Here is a 15169-nt window from a genome sequence, read left to right on the forward strand (position 1 = left end):
CTGCAAATCCTCACAGAAACCGCATTCATACTCCTACTTCCCTACATGCTGCGTTAAAAATGCTTTGACTTTCTTCCGTGCGAGTTTTGATTCCGGGAGATCGTAGTTGAAGACCTGGAAAATGTGCCACATGCCTTCGTAGAGGTCGAGCTTCACGGGAATGCCGGCGGTATCGAGGGCCTGATACTGGCGGATGGCGTTACTCAGGAAGATTTCTTTGCTGCCTGCCTGGATCAAGGTCGGTGGAAATCCTTTCGAGTAGTCACCGTAGACGGGCGAGACGTAGGGGTGCTTCTGATCCCGGGGAGCGGCGTAGGCATCGGCACAGTGCTTGAGATTGTGAGGGTAATACAATAGCGGATCGGCCTGTTGGAGAGTGGCATAAGTGTCTCCGGTTTCTGTGATGTCAGCCCAGGGGGACCAGAGTACCACTGCCGCGGGCATACCCAGTCCATTGTCGCGCATCTTGAGCACGATCCCCGCCACGAGTCCGCCCCCTGCCGACTCGCCTTAGACTGCGATCTCGTTCAGAGAATGCCGTTCTTGAATCAATGTCTGAATCACGGTCACCACCTGATCGGTGACTTGCTGCCATTTTCCGACAGGTGCCAGCGTGTAATCGATCGAGATCACGCGGAAGCCAGTATCGTTGGCCATCGGAACCGCACTCATTAACCGCGAACGTGCGATGTACATCGTGTAAGCACCGCCGTGCGTATAGACCAGAACCTGATTACTTTCTTTCCAGCCTTTGGGTTTGATATCGAGGACTGGTACTCCCCCCAGTTTGCGTTCTGTGATCTGCGGTTGATAGGTTTTGACGACTTCCGCGTTCGCGACGGCCCGTTTCTGTTCAATCTTGGCCTGCATCGCCTTCCAGCCAGCCAGATCATCGGCAGCAGGCAGCGGAGCGGTTGCCGCAGCCCGGCTAAACTTCGAAAGCGCATTCCGGGCTTCAGGTGAGATGGTGGAGGGAGCGTCATAATCCTGACTAAATACCGGAGTCTGATTGAAGGATGTCCCACACCAGAAGAGAAGTAGGATTATCATACGTGAGGCTGAAGGTGGGGGGAACATGTTGTGCGGTTGTGGCATCGTCATCGCTCCTGTCGAGTTGATTATGACCTTCAGGGAATCGTCTCGACAGTCCCCTGATAATTGAGCGCTCAATATAATATTTTAAGTCTATCAGAGACGTCGTTTACAGCAACCGTATGCCCTAAGTCCAGAACCATCGGTACCATCTTTTTCGCTGATATTTGGAAAATAGAACATTTTATTCAATAATTTGTGTGAATTCATTCGGGTCCGGACACTACCCTGTTAGCGAAAGGATCAAAAATGAACCTGACACAATTGATTGAACTCTATCGAGGGCCGCTTGTAGGCCTGATTGCTTCCTGGGGGGCTCCCTGGGGTGACGCGAAGGAAATTGCGCAGGATAGCTTCGCGGAAGCGTATCTGAAGCGTGAATCCTGTCGTGGTGACTGGGAGCAGCCTGAAGTCTTTGGCGTGTGGCTGCGTGGTGTCGCCCGCAATCGGCATCGCAACTGGGCGCGCAGTCGCAAACGACGGCGAAATCATATTACGTCGGTCGAACCCACCGTTCTGGAATCGGTTGCGGCTCCCCCCGAAACTAAGCCCTCACCGGAACTGGAACAACTACGCGCCGCGATTGAGCAACTCCCCACCAGACAACGCCAGGTGATTTTGATGCACTATCTGGAAGAGACCAGCGTCAAGGAGGTCGCGATATTGCTGGAGATCAGCGCCAAGACCGTGGAAGGGCGTCTCTATCAGGCACGTCGGGCGTTACGACGGATGCTCGATGGAAAAGTTTCTTCGACTCAAATAGGAAGGATGTTGCTATGTCTGTAGAACTTGTCTCCGAATCCGACTTGAGAGCGGCACTGCGTCCCCATCGAGTTAACGCAAACGAATTTGAAACAGGAATCCAAGCCCGAATTGAAGCGGGTGTGGTACCACTCCAGAACAAATCGCTGGAAGTGGATGACCCGCTGCTGACGGTCGCCGCCACATTCATTCCCTGCCCTCTGATCACGGGCGGCAAGATTGTCGGCGGAGGGACTAAGCTCTCTTCTCTGACGCTGGCGCAAAAGCTGCTGGGTTATGCGGCGTTACCGGCGATCAGCTTATTTCTGTTAGTCGGCGCGACTTTTTTCAGTGCCCGGAAAATTCACAAAGTACAGAAAGAGAATCAATCCGACATCAGCGACGTAATGGAAATGCAGGCAGCCGCTCGGCAATGGTGGAGATCCCACCGATGGGGCGCGTTCACGGTTTTTGCAGCCGTTCTCATTCTGCCAATGATCGGAGCGACTTGGCTGCTTTTTCTGCTCCTGCTGGCTTCCTTCGGTTTATTACTGTATTTCCTCTCCAGCTTTGCCCGACACGGGATCGGTAATCGCCTGCTGATCGCACAGTCCTGTCTGTCAGGCTTACTCTTGCTTAGTATGGCAATGCAGAATACTTATGGAGGCCTCAGCGAAATTCATTTCGTCGATCAAAAACTGATTGCCGCCGTACTTCTTGCAGGTACATTAATTCTACTACCGATTGTGATCACCAGCATGGCACGCCTGGGAGGGAGAGAGGTATTCGAGTCGAAACAGAAATCTCCTCATTGGCTCGTTATACTCTGTTCGTTTATTATCCCTAATGTCCTCTTCCTGATTGTTCTTTCGCCGCTTCGCAAGCCGGTTCTGAACCAGCCCGCGTTTTTCGGCAGTTACGGCTGGTGGTTTTTTGCGATCATGCTTGTCGTTCAAGCTTCTGCTGTGATCTGGGCGATTGTTCGACGATCCAGAAAAGCACCTGTTGCACAATACCTGGCACGTCCTGAATGGATACCGGGAGTCCTCTATGTCTGCATCACGTGTCCGTTGCTGATGTCGCTCACAAATACGATCTGGTGGCCCGCCACTCCAGCACGAATTCTGCACTATGTGGAAGCATTCGAGCAAGGGCCTTACCCCTCGATCACCTTTCGGAACTGGGAGATCCCGGCGAGTTGGACGATCGAACAAGGGCTTCATCCAGATTTGTCCCGCGCCCGCAAAGTATTAGACAACGAAATCGCCCAGGATCAATCTCAACTAAGCTTCACTCTGGGCAGTGCCTTCCGGGTAGGACTCGTGCGACCCGATCAAATAAAAACACTTCCCGATCTTGAACAAAAACGGCGATCGCTGCTGCCTGAAACCAGCTCTCGGAAACCACGGCGTATTACCAGTCTGAATCAGTACGCCTGGGTTTTCTATGCCCTGGCTGAAAGCGATCAACTGTCATCTAAGGATCAGGACTTCCTGGAACAACGGCTGTTGGCCACGCTTGATGCAACCGTCGGCGAGACCGCCGATGTACTGCAAATGGCCCTCCGCGTGACACAATTACTAGAGGTCATTGATCGCCCCATCGACCGCGACCGATACCGCGAGCAGGTCCATGGATGGCTGCGCGCATTTCACAGTACTCAAACTCACTCATTCCAGATCGCCGGAGGCTTCGAACAATATCAAGGCGTGTCGGCATCGATGCTGGCAACCTCAAACGCGGTCGAGCTGATGCAGATCTATGGTATTCCCGAAGGGCTAGATCTAAACTGGGTCCGATCGTATCTGCGTCCGTTGTATTATCGACCTTCCAGCGACAAATGGATCGCCGCTGTCACCCTTGATCGGCTCAACAGTTTGCACGGCGTGACCCAACCGACTTTATTCGAGTGGCTGTATTACGAACGCAGCCTGGTCGCGGCGATGCTGCTGGTTGTGCTGTGTCTTTATGCCACGCTCTCTTCGCCTCTGCCTGAGATTGAAACTAGGGAATTTGAGGTTCCCAAAACGGAGTAAAGAAGTCCATTTCAATCAAAAAACAGATTTGTTATCGTGAGTAACCAGTCAACTCACTTGATTGCTCACCTTGAGGAAATCACGATGTCACTCAGAATGAATCTGTATGGCTGCGACTTGCAGTCTGTTACCGCTTCCTTTGGTAGCCAGGACGAAGGCCTCTTGAAGCGGGCTATCGATAATCTTGCTCAGATCCTTCAACCAGGTGACGATTTAAACAAAGCCATTTGCTGGTTACAAACTATCATTAAAACCAATGTGCCTCTGCGGGTAAATCGGCCTGCTCCCTTTGTATCTGAGGATGGTGGATTATTGGTCTGCCAATTAGAGGCTGAAATACATGTCCTTGCATTACACTGTCTGGTAACCGCAGTAAGACGCGAGGAGCATCTAAATCTGACAGAAGAATCGTCGTTCTGGAATCATGGCGCGGTAACCGAATTGCAGATGGAACTCAGTAGTTGCAGGTTCGAACCATCCGATGTCCCTCTTTCTCAGTTATTAAATTATTTTGCGATATTAATCAAAGGCACTCCTTTCTTCGGTGACGATTTTCGGTCCAGCTGGTCAATCTACTCATTCTTGCCTCACTCTGAATTATCTCATCTGACCACAGCATTGCAGGATGCTCTGACTTACGAAAGAATGCTACCGGAAAAGATGCCGGAAGAAATTCGTCAACAATATACAACCAAATTGTCTGACGGAATGAACACGTTTGTCAGTGAGTTTATTGGCTGGCTGAAACAGCTTGATCGGTCGGGTCAAGACATGTATCTGATATGGAGTTAGCTGGGACTCAAACAAGGCTACTTTGAAGCGTCACTTTCCTGCCTGTCAGCTCATCCGTTTTTTCAAAGAGCGCTGAAGACCAGAAAACGTTCTCGGCTGCCCTGGTCTATCCCATTGGTCCCGAAGACAGCACCCAACAGGACAATATGCTGAAAATCTCTGATTACCACATTGGGAACAAACAAAGCAGAATTCATGATTTCATAGGTGGAGGTAAAATAATTCTACATCACGGACCAAATCTTGCGTATAATAGATGACAGGCTGCTAATCTTATAACTGAAGAAAGATGCATCCCGTTCTCAACAGTCAGTTCTGAAGAATCCTCTGGGTAGAAGAGCAGGCTTACAACACAGAATATGTAACGACGCGGTTTCTGAGTAACACTGTCTCTCGACCCGGAATAAACGAAAGGTGGGTGACAGAAATGCAAAATGACGAACAGGAAATTCGCGAATTAGTCAGTACGTGGCTGGTAGCAACCAAAGCGGGTGACACGGAAACCGTTCTTGACCTGATGGCAGATGACGTCGTGTTCCTGGTACCGGGCGAACCGCCGATGGTAGGAAAAACGCCTTATATCGAGGCCGCTCAGCCCTACCCGGACCAGTTGGTTCCGGATATCGATGGCACCAGTGAAATCCAGGAAATCAAGATTCTGGGCGACTGGGCTTTCATGTGGTCTGAGATGGTCGTGACCATCACACCTACGGCTGGTGCACCGGTAAAGCGAATGGGGCATACACTATCCATCCTGCACAAAGAAGATGGCAAATGGCGCATCGCCCGCGAAGCCAACATGCTGGTACCAGTGACGGTAGAAGAGACAGAATCGTACTCCTTAGGACCTGCAGCGCTGAGTTAACCCCCTGGCTTTCCTGATATGACCGGTTGATCTTCGAGCGCAGGCGTTTTATAACTAATATCAAGCTATAAGATTAAGCGCCTCATTGGATGAGTACCACTCTCATGAAGGCAGACTCAGGATGGCGGAAAAATATTTTGTAGAATGTGACTGTGGCAAACGGGTTCGGGTGGCGCTGCACGAAGCAGGAACAGATAAAGCCTGTCACTCGTGTGACCGCCGGGTCAGAGTACCAGACTCGATCACGCTGCAGGAATCTTCGGGAGATCCCTATCCACTATTGCGGCCCCTCGAAAAAATCAGCCGCACTGTGCAGAACCAGGAACCGCCGTTTGACGGTCTCTGCCATCATTGTGAAGAAGTGAACGCGGTTTATGAGACACCAGTCCAATTCAACGTTCTGGTCAAACGGGAGATGGACCATGATGGTGGGATTCGCCCGACGATCACCGGAGGCATCAAACTTGAAATGGCGGCCGCAACGGAATTCTGGGAAGAGCACTCATTCTCTCTGTTATTATGCACAGACTGTTATCATGCATTTGAATCGGATCGCAGTCAGTCGCGTTTCAAAAAAATGATTGGAAAACTCAGTGTCGCCATACTTCTTATGGCGCTGCTGATTTTCGTCTTGTTAAAAGACCCTCTTTTCGCTGCAGTATTAACGTTCTGCTCTCTGATTGGTTTATTCATCAGTGCGATTTTTATTGTATCTAATCAGAAAGTGGAGCCATATGTGATAAAATGGCTGAGCGAAATTCGATGGTTCTCGGATGCATTCACCATGGAAGATGAATACACACTGACAATGGGCGAAACTCATAAAATCAAGTGATGCATATTGTTCTCACCAATGAAAACGAATTCAACGACGAATATCCTGCACAAAGCGAGGGAGCGGGTTAGGGCTCAGTATCTACTGTCTTGAGTTCGAATTCAAAGCCGCCAAGCACGCTGGCCAATAGATTGTAAATCCAGGCGAAGAAGGCAAAGAACAGAAATCCGAAAAGGCCCATAAACACCGGACCAAACAGATAGAAGATCCCCACGATTTCCATCGCCCCTTCGCCAAACAAAATCATGGGGATTCCGATCAGTGTGTAAATGAACCCGAACAGAACATAAATCGCTACCAGAATTTTGCTGGATTGAAGAATGGAAATACGGACGATTTGCTGTCTCATAACACTTCCTCCAGAGAGATGTGAAAACACATAATTCACACTAGTGCTTTGTCAAGCTAGAAATTGAGGGTGGGGAGTGCTGTTTACGTGCTCCGTTGTCGCACCCTCGTGATATCCATTAACCCAAATTTAAAAATGATACTCCACTCATCAGAAATCAGGGCACTTTCGGCAGCATCGGTTTATTCGTTCCTTTTTCGACCGGGTATTGCGCATCATGCTGCTTCATGCTTTTGACGAGTGCCTTCATCATACGTTTGAGCCGCTTCGGTTCTGATTCTGCCAGGTTATGCTGCTCAAAGGGATCTTCCGCCAGATTGTAAAGTTGATAATGGGAGCCTTCCGATTCTTTGGAAGGAACATAGTGATAAATCACTTTCCAGTCCCCGATGCGAAGCGTGGTGAAGTAACTACTACGGTGCGGCGAATGTGGATAATGCATCAGGAAGACTTCCTGTCGCGATTTGTCCCGATCGCCGAGCAACAGTTTGTTGAGCCGTTTTCCGTCCACTGTGTATTTCTCAGGAGCTTTAACGTCGGTAATTTCCAAAATGGTTGGGAACAGATCCTGAACCGCAGCAACCTGAGGCTGAATCACATCTGCGGGAATCGGCAACTGTTTCTGAAATGGGTTATTGGGATTTGGTTTCGCCCAGGCCGCGATGAACGGCACACGCATGCCCCCTTCATAGTGGGCGCCTTTCTTACCTCGCAGCGGCGCAGCACAAGCAACGGCATGCTGATGCCCCAGTGGTGCATCGGAGCCGTTGTCTCCCAGGAAGAAGATCAGCGTATTTTCGGCAACGCCCAGTGCATCGAGTTGTTTCATGATATCGCCCAGCGATTTGTCCATACCCTCAATCAACGTGGCAAATGCCTGCGCATTTTTCGGTTTTCCCGAATCCTGATAATGGTCGGCAAATCGGGGATCGGAATCAAAGGGCGCATGCACCGCGTATTGCGCCATATAAAGGTAAAACGGTTGGTCGGCTTTGACGGCAGACGCGAGAGCGGCATTGGCTTCAATCGTGATTGCTTCCGTCAGAAAGATATCGGTGCCATGATATTTCCCCAGGTGTGGTACAGCGTGATGTGCGCGTCGTGTGCCGAGTCCGAAATTCTTCGCGCCATAGTAACTACCCGGCGCACCGAAGGCAGCCCCCGCAATATTCACATCAAACCCCAGATTCAGCGGCTCCGCTCCGGGAAACCCGTTGGCGCCGAAGTGCCCTTTCCCGACATGGATCGTACGATAGCCTGCTTTTTGCAGCAGACGCGCTAACGTGACATCGTCTTTCTTCAAGCCTTCCCAGTTCCAGTCGGGCGGCCCCTGTGGTCCGGCGTTGTTTTTTCTGGGATTAATCCAGTTCGTCGCATGGTGCCGCGCGGCATTCTGACCGGTCATGATCGAAATGCGCGTCGGTGAGCAGACACTCATCGCATAAAAGTGATTAAAGCGAATCCCCTGCTTTGCCAGTTGCTCCATATTGGGGGTAATATAATAATCATTCAGTGGGTAGCGTTTCGGCTTTCCTGCCGCATCAGTCAAAAAAGGAACCGACGTATCCATCACTCCCATATCATCGACCAGAAACACCACGATATTTGGATGCATCTGCGTTTCGTTTTGAAGACTCGCAGCCTGCACGGGGACGGCTAAGAGAAACGAAATCAGACAGAAAACAGCAACCCGTTGTAAACCGCGTGAGAAATGAGGACTCATTGTGTGATGTACTTTCTTTAACTGAGATCGCCAAGTTAAAACAGGATACAAACTGAAGTCGGTTTGCTCTGAATTGAATATACCAAGCGTTACCCCATCATGTCTAATGTAGTCTCAAAAGATGCCCCTTGTTTAAAACATTGATCAAACTCAAGACGCCGTTTCCCTTTAAAGTAATCAGTAGCACGGCTGCAGTACTCCGATCTAACAACCAATCTCAGAAAAAATCATTTTGCATTTGACAAACATGTTTTACTTGAGTAAATTGACCGAAGTAAACGAAAGGCACCAACAAGGAGACACGGATGAATGCCAAGCAACTGGGGCGCGTACAACTGCAAATCATGCAGGTACTCTGGGATCGGGGCCGCGCCAATGCGCGTGAGATTACCGATACACTGAATGAAAGCAGTGAGATCGCGCATAGCACTGTCCAGACACTGCTGCGACAACTCGAAGCCAAGCAGGCGATTGCCCATGATGTCGAGGAACGCACGTTTGTGTTTTATCCTCTGATCAAAGAAGACAAAGTCACGCGGCAGGCCACACGCGAACTGATTAATAAGATTTTTGATGGCTCCGCTTCAGGACTGGTCGCCTATCTGCTTGAAAATGAGAAAATTCCCAAGTCGGAATTACAGCGGCTGCGCAAACTGATCAACGACGAGTCGTAACGAGCTACTTATCATCCACGGGAGAAGAACTTATGTTTGATGCAAAGATTGCTGATTTTGCAGTTCACGTGCTGCTTCAATCTACAGTCCTGATTTCGATCGGCCTGCTTGCCGTGCGTGTCTGTGGACGACAGAAACCGGCCGTCCAGTCGGCTATACTTCGTGTCACGCTAATCGCTGTTCTGTTATGCCCGTTCGCTTCTCTGACATTAAGCAACATCGGTATCACCAGTTACGCCCTGCTACCTGCCTGGGAAACGCCACAGATTGCAGGATCTGCCAACGTTTCTACTCCCCGGACAGCTACTTCTCTGCCAGCCGAAGACCTACCAAGTGTGATAAATGAATCGACCGCGCTACCACATGCCGGTCAAAGCCAGATGCTTCCATCACAGATCGCAAGCTCTACTTTTCAGAACAGGAATGATTCTAATTTCACAAACAGTTCACCTGCCGTCACTCACTCTGAATCTAATACAGTCCCAGCAAACCGTTTTAAGACATTTGCTGGTTGGATTCTCTCTATGACCTGGATGATGGGCGCCATCGTACTGTTGATGAAACTCCTGCTGGCAAATCGCGAGATGATCCGAGTGTGTCGCGATAGTCAGCCAGCAGACGCTGAATTACAGAGACTTTGCCGGGAGACATCGGAAACACTGGGCTTAAATTCGCCGGAAGTCAAAATATCAGCCTCTGTCCATTCCCCCTGTCTGGTGGGATTCTGGAAGCCGGTGATTCTACTGCCCGCACAAAACAGACTGACAGAGCCTGTCTTACGCGATATCTTCCTGCACGAGTTGGCGCATCTGGCCCGGCGTGACTGTCTGTTCCATCTGCTGGCCCGCATCGCGACCGCAATCCTGTTCTTTCAACCGCTGGTCTGGCGGCTGTCACGTCGACTGGAATTCATCGCCGATGATCTCTGCGATGACTACGTCATCCAATACGGCTCCGGACGAAAAAGTTATGCGAACACACTCGTTGATTTTGCCGAACAACTCCCCGCTCTCCCACTCGCTACGGAAGCAGGTCTGGCGATGGTCTCGCTGCGATCCTCACTCAGCCGTCGCATTATGCGAATTATGGATTCTTCCCGCTCCCTGACACTTCGGTTGCCTGCAAGATGGGTTGCCTTGATTGCAGTACTGGGAATCACCGCCACAGCCAGTGCGGCTCTAATTGTGAATGCCCGTTCTACATCAATCGTTAAAAATGAAACCAAGAAAGAAGCAATACAACCAGATCAAGGCCGCACCGTTGCTGCTACGCTGGAATTTGTTCCGCAAACCAGCCCCGTGAATACAGCAACCAAGACAGTTCCCAACGCTGACACAAAGCAGAAAACCGAGGTGTCAACAAAATCAGAACTCCAGTTCCAGGGACGCGTTGTTGATCCGAACGGGATACCGGTCAAGCAGGCAACGATTAACTACACAAACTGGGACATGCCTAATAAACGAATCCTCGCCACAACAAATGAGCAGGGAACGTTTAGCTTTACCATCGCCCCCTCGGATCAGCTCTATAAAGTGCTCCAGAAAGGAGGCACGTTTGTCGCTCTGGCGGATGGTTTCGGTCCCGCTATGAAAGCCGCCTATGATTGTGAAACATCCGGCAAACTGCGCAAAGCTTTGTTAGAACGGAATTCGAATTCCCACGCGCCCGCGACAATGCTTGAGCAACTTCGAAAACGAATCCTCGGCGGCAAATCCACATTTCAACTTGTCGCAGACGACCTTCCGCTAACAGGACGGATCGTCAATATTGACGGACAGCCCGTTGCCGGTGCGAAGCTGCAGGTCGCCAAACTAATCGGGGGTGTCGACGAGAGGCTTGATGGCTGGGAACAGGCGGCGCAAACAACAGGGACCGACTATTATCGGTTACAGCAATATCTCGGTATGAGATTAGGTAGCGATGTCGGCGGCCCAACACTGGACTACATGCCCACAACGATGACTGACAAAAACGGGGAATTCATCTTCAAAGGGCTCGGCCGGGACCGCATCGTCAAGCTGTTGATTTCCGGACCGGAGATCGAAACCAGCAACGTTTACGCCCGAACCAGAAAGGGAGAGATGATCGAAGTCCCGATGGAAAAACGCAATCCATCTCTGAGAAAAATCACCTATCACCCCAACTCATTTACGTTTGTTGCCGGTCCTTCGCAGCCGGTCGAAGGGATCGTCCGAGATTCGAAGACCCAGAAACCAATGCCTGGTGTCACACTGCAAAGTTATCATCTGGCCGGGCATCGTATGTCGGGCTGGACCGAGGGCATTGTGCATACGATTTCCGACAAAGAAGGACGGTATCGACTGGAAGGTTTACCGATCGGGAAAAATGAAGTCATCTGTCTCTCCCCGCTCGATCAGCCCTATCTCATTTCAAAGTTTGTCGCAGAGACCGAGGCAGGTGGCACTCCACTGCAGAAGAATATTGAACTCACGCGGGGAATCTGGGTGGAAGGTCGCGCGTACGACAAAGATACTGACGAACCGATTGAAGGTGGACGCGTTGAATACTTCGCATTCAGTGATAACCCCTTCAGAAAATCGATCAAAATCCCCTTAGGCCACCACTCAAGACGTTATCTACTTCAACCTGACGGAACCTATCGCATCCCTGTTCTTCCCGGCCGAGGTATCGTAACGATGATGGCCGATGATCACATGAAGTATCAACGCGGTAGTGGAGCAGAAAAGATTAAAGGCAGATACAACCATACTTATGCATTTCCGACAGTGCCTTACATGTTAGCGGCAATGAACTTCCACGTCTTAGCCGAAGTGAACCCCGCCGAAGATGCGAAATCCATTCAGCTCGATTTCCCCTTTGAAGTCGGACGTTCTCTGAAAGTAAAGGTTGTTGATCAGAACGGCAAACCGGTTCAGGGTGGACAATATGTGGGATTAATGGACGCATTCCACACTTGGCAGTCATTCAATCGAGACGAGTTGGAAATCAGAGGTTATCGTAACGAGAAGCCACGCCGGGTGCAGGTATTTCATGAAGGCAGTAAGCAGGTCGGCTATCTCTTTATTCAAGGGAAGAATCCGACCAACTTGGTAATCAGACTGGAACCCTGGGCTGAAATCACCGGCCGCTTCGTAGACGTATCTGGCGTACCCAAAGCCAGAGCCCAAATCGGGAACGTCTATGAATCAATGTTAGACAATCCAGAAATAGTATCTCTGCCTCCCAATATTAGAAAACAAACAGGGAATATGCTGGGGTTTGACACGGATGAAGAGGGGCGGTTTACGATCATCGGTCTGTTGCCTGGAAAAAAACACCGAATCAGTGCCTCGGAAACCCGCAAGAATGGTAACGGCTACTATCTGGGTGATTTTGAGATCAGCCCCCCACTCAAGCCGGGAGAAGTTCGCGATCTCGGCGACATCCAGTTTAAACAAAAAGGAGCCGAGTAATGGAACTCGCTCTCCAGGCAGAGAAGCCTGATAGCTCAACCTGCTGGCGTGAGTATCGCCCCACAAAAAAAACGCCCTGGAATCTGCGGCATGTGGTCCATCTGCATCGCCGCGCCGGCTTTGCGGCCACGTGGGACGAACTCCAGCGCGATCTGCAGGAGGGTCCACAGGCAAGCATTGATCGTGTGATGAATGGAACAACGTGCGAAAAGTCCTATTCTGAGGATTTCGAACGCATGTCCGCTACCATTGCGGAGGCAGCAGTTCGCTCAAATCAGCCCGACCGTCTGAAAGCATGGTGGCTGTTTCGCATGCTGTTCACGACGGATCCGTTAACGGAAAAACAGACGCTGCTCTGGCACAATCACTTTGCCACCAGTAACCAGAAACTCGAAGATCTTTCGCTGATGCATCGGCAAAACGATCTGTTCCGCAGTCTGGCACGGGCGCCGTTTGGTAAACTACTCACCGCCGTCCTGCACGACCCGGCCATGCTGCTCTGGCTGGATGCACCTTCCAATCACAAGGGACACCCCAACGAAAATCTGGCACGCGAATTGATGGAACTGTTTACTTTGGGTATCGGACACTTTAACGAAACCGATGTCAAAGAAGCAGCCCGGGCACTGACGGGCTGGACGGTGATCGATGACCGGTTCTCTTTTCGAGCCTCCCAACACGACGCGGGCCAAAAGACAATTCTCAATCAGCACGGAGTCTGGAACGGCGACGAACTCGTTGAAATACTGATCAACCAACGCGGCACGGCAGAACGACTCGCATGGCGGTTGTGCCAACTGTTCCTCGGTGAAGGGGTCGCTCAGAAGTCAGACATCAGCACCCTGGCCGAAGGTCTGCAGTCACACGATCTGGATATCGACTGGGGAACGGAAACCATTCTCCGCAGTGAGCTCTTCTTTACAGATCAGAATATTCGTCAGCGTGTTGCGGGGCCGGCCGAGTTTATCATCGGCGCCACGCGGGCACTGGAACTCTCCGATCCGCCACCTCAAACGATGATTCTGGCCGACTGGATGCGCCAACTGGGACAAGATCTGTTTTATCCCCCCAATGTGGGAGGCTGGAATGGTGGCAGAGACTGGTTACGAACCAGTGCGCTCATCAGTCGGGCTAACTTTGCCACGGGACTTTCTCGCGGCCAGTTTTCCTCAAATCATCTACCACCAGACTGGTCCCGATTAGCCGCAAAACAAGAGCAGTCCTCCAATCCGGAAGACTTCGTGGCATTCCTCGCCGATCTGCTGTTTGGCGGTGACCCCTCGCCCGGCTGGGTCGAAGGCATCGTCAAAAGCGTTTCGAATAAGTCCCATTCTCGCGAGGTTGTACTACAACAAACCGTCGCCGCCGTTCTCACATCACCTGAGGCACAACTTAACTGAAGGAGTTTCCCATGTTGACGCGTCGCCAGTTTCTAGACACTTCACTCCTGTCAACGTCAATCCTCTCGCTCGCTTCATCGGTCCCCTGCTTTCTAACACGGTCGCTGCAAGCGGCTGAGAAGAAGAGTCACGGACGGATTCTGGTCGTGATTGAACTCAACGGAGGTAATGACGGACTGAATACGGTCGTCCCCTTTAATGATGAGAACTACCAGAAACATCGCAAAACATTACAAATTACGGAAGCAAAGGTTCTGAAACTGAATTCGAAAATCGGCTTGCATCCGGCGATGACCGGCACTGCTCAACTTGTGGAAGACGGACGACTGGCGATCGTTCAGGGGGTCGGATATCCAAACCCCAATCGCTCTCACTTTGAGAGCATGGGAATCTGGCAGTCAGCTCTAATGAACCCGAATGCGCACGGCGGCTATGGCTGGCTGGGACGTGCCCTCGATCAGAAATCAAAACAGGTGCGCACATTCGCCGACGCCATCTGCCTGGGCAACGTTGATCCACCGCAGGCGCTGCGCGGACGGCAGGCAACACAAGCGACGATTCGAAGCCTCGCAGAACTGCAACTCGACTCTCATACGCCCAACTCCGAAACGAAACCAGATGAAAGCACAACAGACGATCTACTTCAGTTTGTGCGGCGACGCACAGTGGATGCACGAGCGACGGCCGCTCGCATTACCAAACTGAAAAACGCCGGTACAACCGAAACGCGTTATCCACAAAGTGGTCTGGCAAATCGGCTGAAAGGCATCGCCCGGCTGATTCGTGCCGAACTTGAACCCCGCGTTTACTACACAGTTCAAGCCGGCTACGACACGCACATCAATCAGGAATTCGACCATTATCGACGCCTCTCTGAATTCAGCGGTGCCCTGAGCGCGTTCCTCAACGATCTGCGTGACTCTCAACTGGACGATCGCGTGCTGGTACTGGTCTTCAGTGAATTCGGACGCCGAGTAGCAGAAAACGATTCCCAGGGAACCGATCACGGCACCGCCGGACCCGTATTTCTAGCAGGCCCGTCGGTCAAAGCCGGGCTGCACGGCTCCACTCCGGATCTGGCCGATTTGGTTGACGGTGATCTTAAAATGACAACCGACTTCCGCCGTGTTTATGCGACCGTTCTTTCCAAATGGCTCGAGATCAATCCACAAACATGTCTGCAGGGGAATTTTGCCGCGATGGATTTATTGCAATCGTAATCTGTCAA

Annotated in this window: 11 protein-coding genes and 1 pseudogene; 9 read left to right on the forward strand and 3 right to left on the reverse strand. The window is 51.1% G+C overall.

Features of this window, described 5'->3' with window-relative positions; genetic code table 11:
* Positions 1-33: 33 nt before the first annotated feature.
* A pseudogene (locus Enr17x_RS18370) lies at positions 34-1101 on the reverse strand (alpha/beta hydrolase).
* Between the two features lie 240 nt (positions 1102-1341).
* Here Enr17x_RS18370 and Enr17x_RS18380 point away from each other — a divergent pair.
* From Enr17x_RS18380 to Enr17x_RS18400, 5 genes are all read left to right on the forward strand, one after another.
* Positions 1342-1878 (forward strand): RNA polymerase sigma factor, encoded by a 537-nt coding sequence (locus Enr17x_RS18380; protein ID WP_145311185.1) that lies wholly within the window; start codon positions 1342-1344, stop codon positions 1876-1878.
* Positions 1869-3869: a hypothetical protein gene (locus Enr17x_RS18385; RefSeq protein WP_145311186.1), complete on the forward strand. Its 2001-nt coding sequence runs from the start codon at positions 1869-1871 to the stop codon at positions 3867-3869. The genes Enr17x_RS18380 and Enr17x_RS18385 overlap by 10 nt, the downstream gene beginning before the upstream one ends.
* 84 nt (positions 3870-3953) lie before the next feature.
* Positions 3954-4661, forward strand: coding sequence for a hypothetical protein (locus Enr17x_RS18390; protein ID WP_145311187.1), 708 nt, complete (start codon positions 3954-3956; stop codon positions 4659-4661).
* Between the two features lie 427 nt (positions 4662-5088).
* Positions 5089-5526 carry a YybH family protein gene (locus tag Enr17x_RS18395; RefSeq protein WP_145311188.1) on the forward strand — a complete coding sequence of 146 codons (438 nt, stop codon included), beginning with the start codon at positions 5089-5091 and terminating at the stop codon, positions 5524-5526.
* Positions 5527-5647: 121 nt separating this feature from the next.
* On the forward strand, positions 5648-6361 hold the full coding sequence (locus Enr17x_RS18400; RefSeq protein WP_145311189.1) for a hypothetical protein: 714 nt from the start codon (positions 5648-5650) through the stop codon (positions 6359-6361).
* 67 nt (positions 6362-6428) lie between these two features.
* On the opposite strand, the gene Enr17x_RS18405 is transcribed toward Enr17x_RS18400, so the two are convergent.
* Together Enr17x_RS18405 and Enr17x_RS18410 are read right to left on the reverse strand one after the other, a co-directional pair.
* Positions 6429-6710 (reverse strand): hypothetical protein, encoded by a 282-nt coding sequence (locus Enr17x_RS18405; RefSeq protein ID WP_145311190.1) that lies wholly within the window; start codon positions 6708-6710, stop codon positions 6429-6431.
* Between the two features lie 157 nt (positions 6711-6867).
* Positions 6868-8433, reverse strand: a complete 1566-nt coding sequence (locus Enr17x_RS18410) for a sulfatase (RefSeq protein WP_145311191.1) — start codon at positions 8431-8433, stop codon at positions 6868-6870.
* Positions 8434-8738: 305 nt separating this feature from the next.
* Here Enr17x_RS18410 and Enr17x_RS18415 point away from each other — a divergent pair, with 305 nt between their 5' ends.
* Genes Enr17x_RS18415 through Enr17x_RS18430 form a run of 4 tightly spaced genes read left to right on the forward strand, consistent with a single transcriptional unit; the run spans position 8739 to position 15161 of the window.
* Positions 8739-9107 (forward strand): BlaI/MecI/CopY family transcriptional regulator, encoded by a 369-nt coding sequence (locus tag Enr17x_RS18415; RefSeq protein WP_145311192.1) that lies wholly within the window; start codon positions 8739-8741, stop codon positions 9105-9107.
* A gap of 32 nt (positions 9108-9139) precedes the next feature.
* Positions 9140-12541: a M56 family metallopeptidase gene (locus Enr17x_RS18420; RefSeq protein ID WP_145311193.1), complete on the forward strand. Its 3402-nt coding sequence runs from the start codon at positions 9140-9142 to the stop codon at positions 12539-12541.
* Entirely contained in the window at positions 12541-13941 is a 1401-nt protein-coding gene (locus tag Enr17x_RS18425; protein WP_145311194.1) for a DUF1800 domain-containing protein, read from the forward strand. The genes Enr17x_RS18420 and Enr17x_RS18425 overlap by 1 nt, the downstream gene beginning before the upstream one ends.
* A gap of 11 nt (positions 13942-13952) precedes the next feature.
* Positions 13953-15161 (forward strand): DUF1501 domain-containing protein, encoded by a 1209-nt coding sequence (locus Enr17x_RS18430; RefSeq protein WP_145311195.1) that lies wholly within the window; start codon positions 13953-13955, stop codon positions 15159-15161.
* Positions 15162-15169: the final 8 nt, after the last annotated feature.

Source organism: Gimesia fumaroli (assembly GCF_007754425.1).
GTDB lineage: Bacteria > Planctomycetota > Planctomycetia > Planctomycetales > Planctomycetaceae > Gimesia > Gimesia fumaroli.

Bases quoted from the DNA above. Each gene is read 5' to 3' on its own strand.
- Enr17x_RS18380 (WP_145311185.1), top strand. From the start codon at position 1,342: ATGAACCTGACACAATTGATTGAACTCTATCGAGGGCCGCTTGTAGGC.
- Enr17x_RS18385 (WP_145311186.1), top strand. From the start codon at position 1,869: ATGTCTGTAGAACTTGTCTCCGAATCCGACTTGAGAGCGGCACTGCGT.
- Enr17x_RS18390 (WP_145311187.1), top strand. From the start codon at position 3,954: ATGTCACTCAGAATGAATCTGTATGGCTGCGACTTGCAGTCTGTTACC.
- Enr17x_RS18395 (WP_145311188.1), top strand. From the start codon at position 5,089: ATGCAAAATGACGAACAGGAAATTCGCGAATTAGTCAGTACGTGGCTG.
- Enr17x_RS18400 (WP_145311189.1), top strand. From the start codon at position 5,648: ATGGCGGAAAAATATTTTGTAGAATGTGACTGTGGCAAACGGGTTCGG.
- Enr17x_RS18405 (WP_145311190.1), bottom strand. From the start codon at position 6,710: ATGAGACAGCAAATCGTCCGTATTTCCATTCTTCAATCCAGCAAAATT.
- Enr17x_RS18410 (WP_145311191.1), bottom strand. From the start codon at position 8,433: ATGAGTCCTCATTTCTCACGCGGTTTACAACGGGTTGCTGTTTTCTGT.
- Enr17x_RS18415 (WP_145311192.1), top strand. From the start codon at position 8,739: ATGAATGCCAAGCAACTGGGGCGCGTACAACTGCAAATCATGCAGGTA.
- Enr17x_RS18420 (WP_145311193.1), top strand. From the start codon at position 9,140: ATGTTTGATGCAAAGATTGCTGATTTTGCAGTTCACGTGCTGCTTCAA.
- Enr17x_RS18425 (WP_145311194.1), top strand. From the start codon at position 12,541: ATGGAACTCGCTCTCCAGGCAGAGAAGCCTGATAGCTCAACCTGCTGG.
- Enr17x_RS18430 (WP_145311195.1), top strand. From the start codon at position 13,953: ATGTTGACGCGTCGCCAGTTTCTAGACACTTCACTCCTGTCAACGTCA.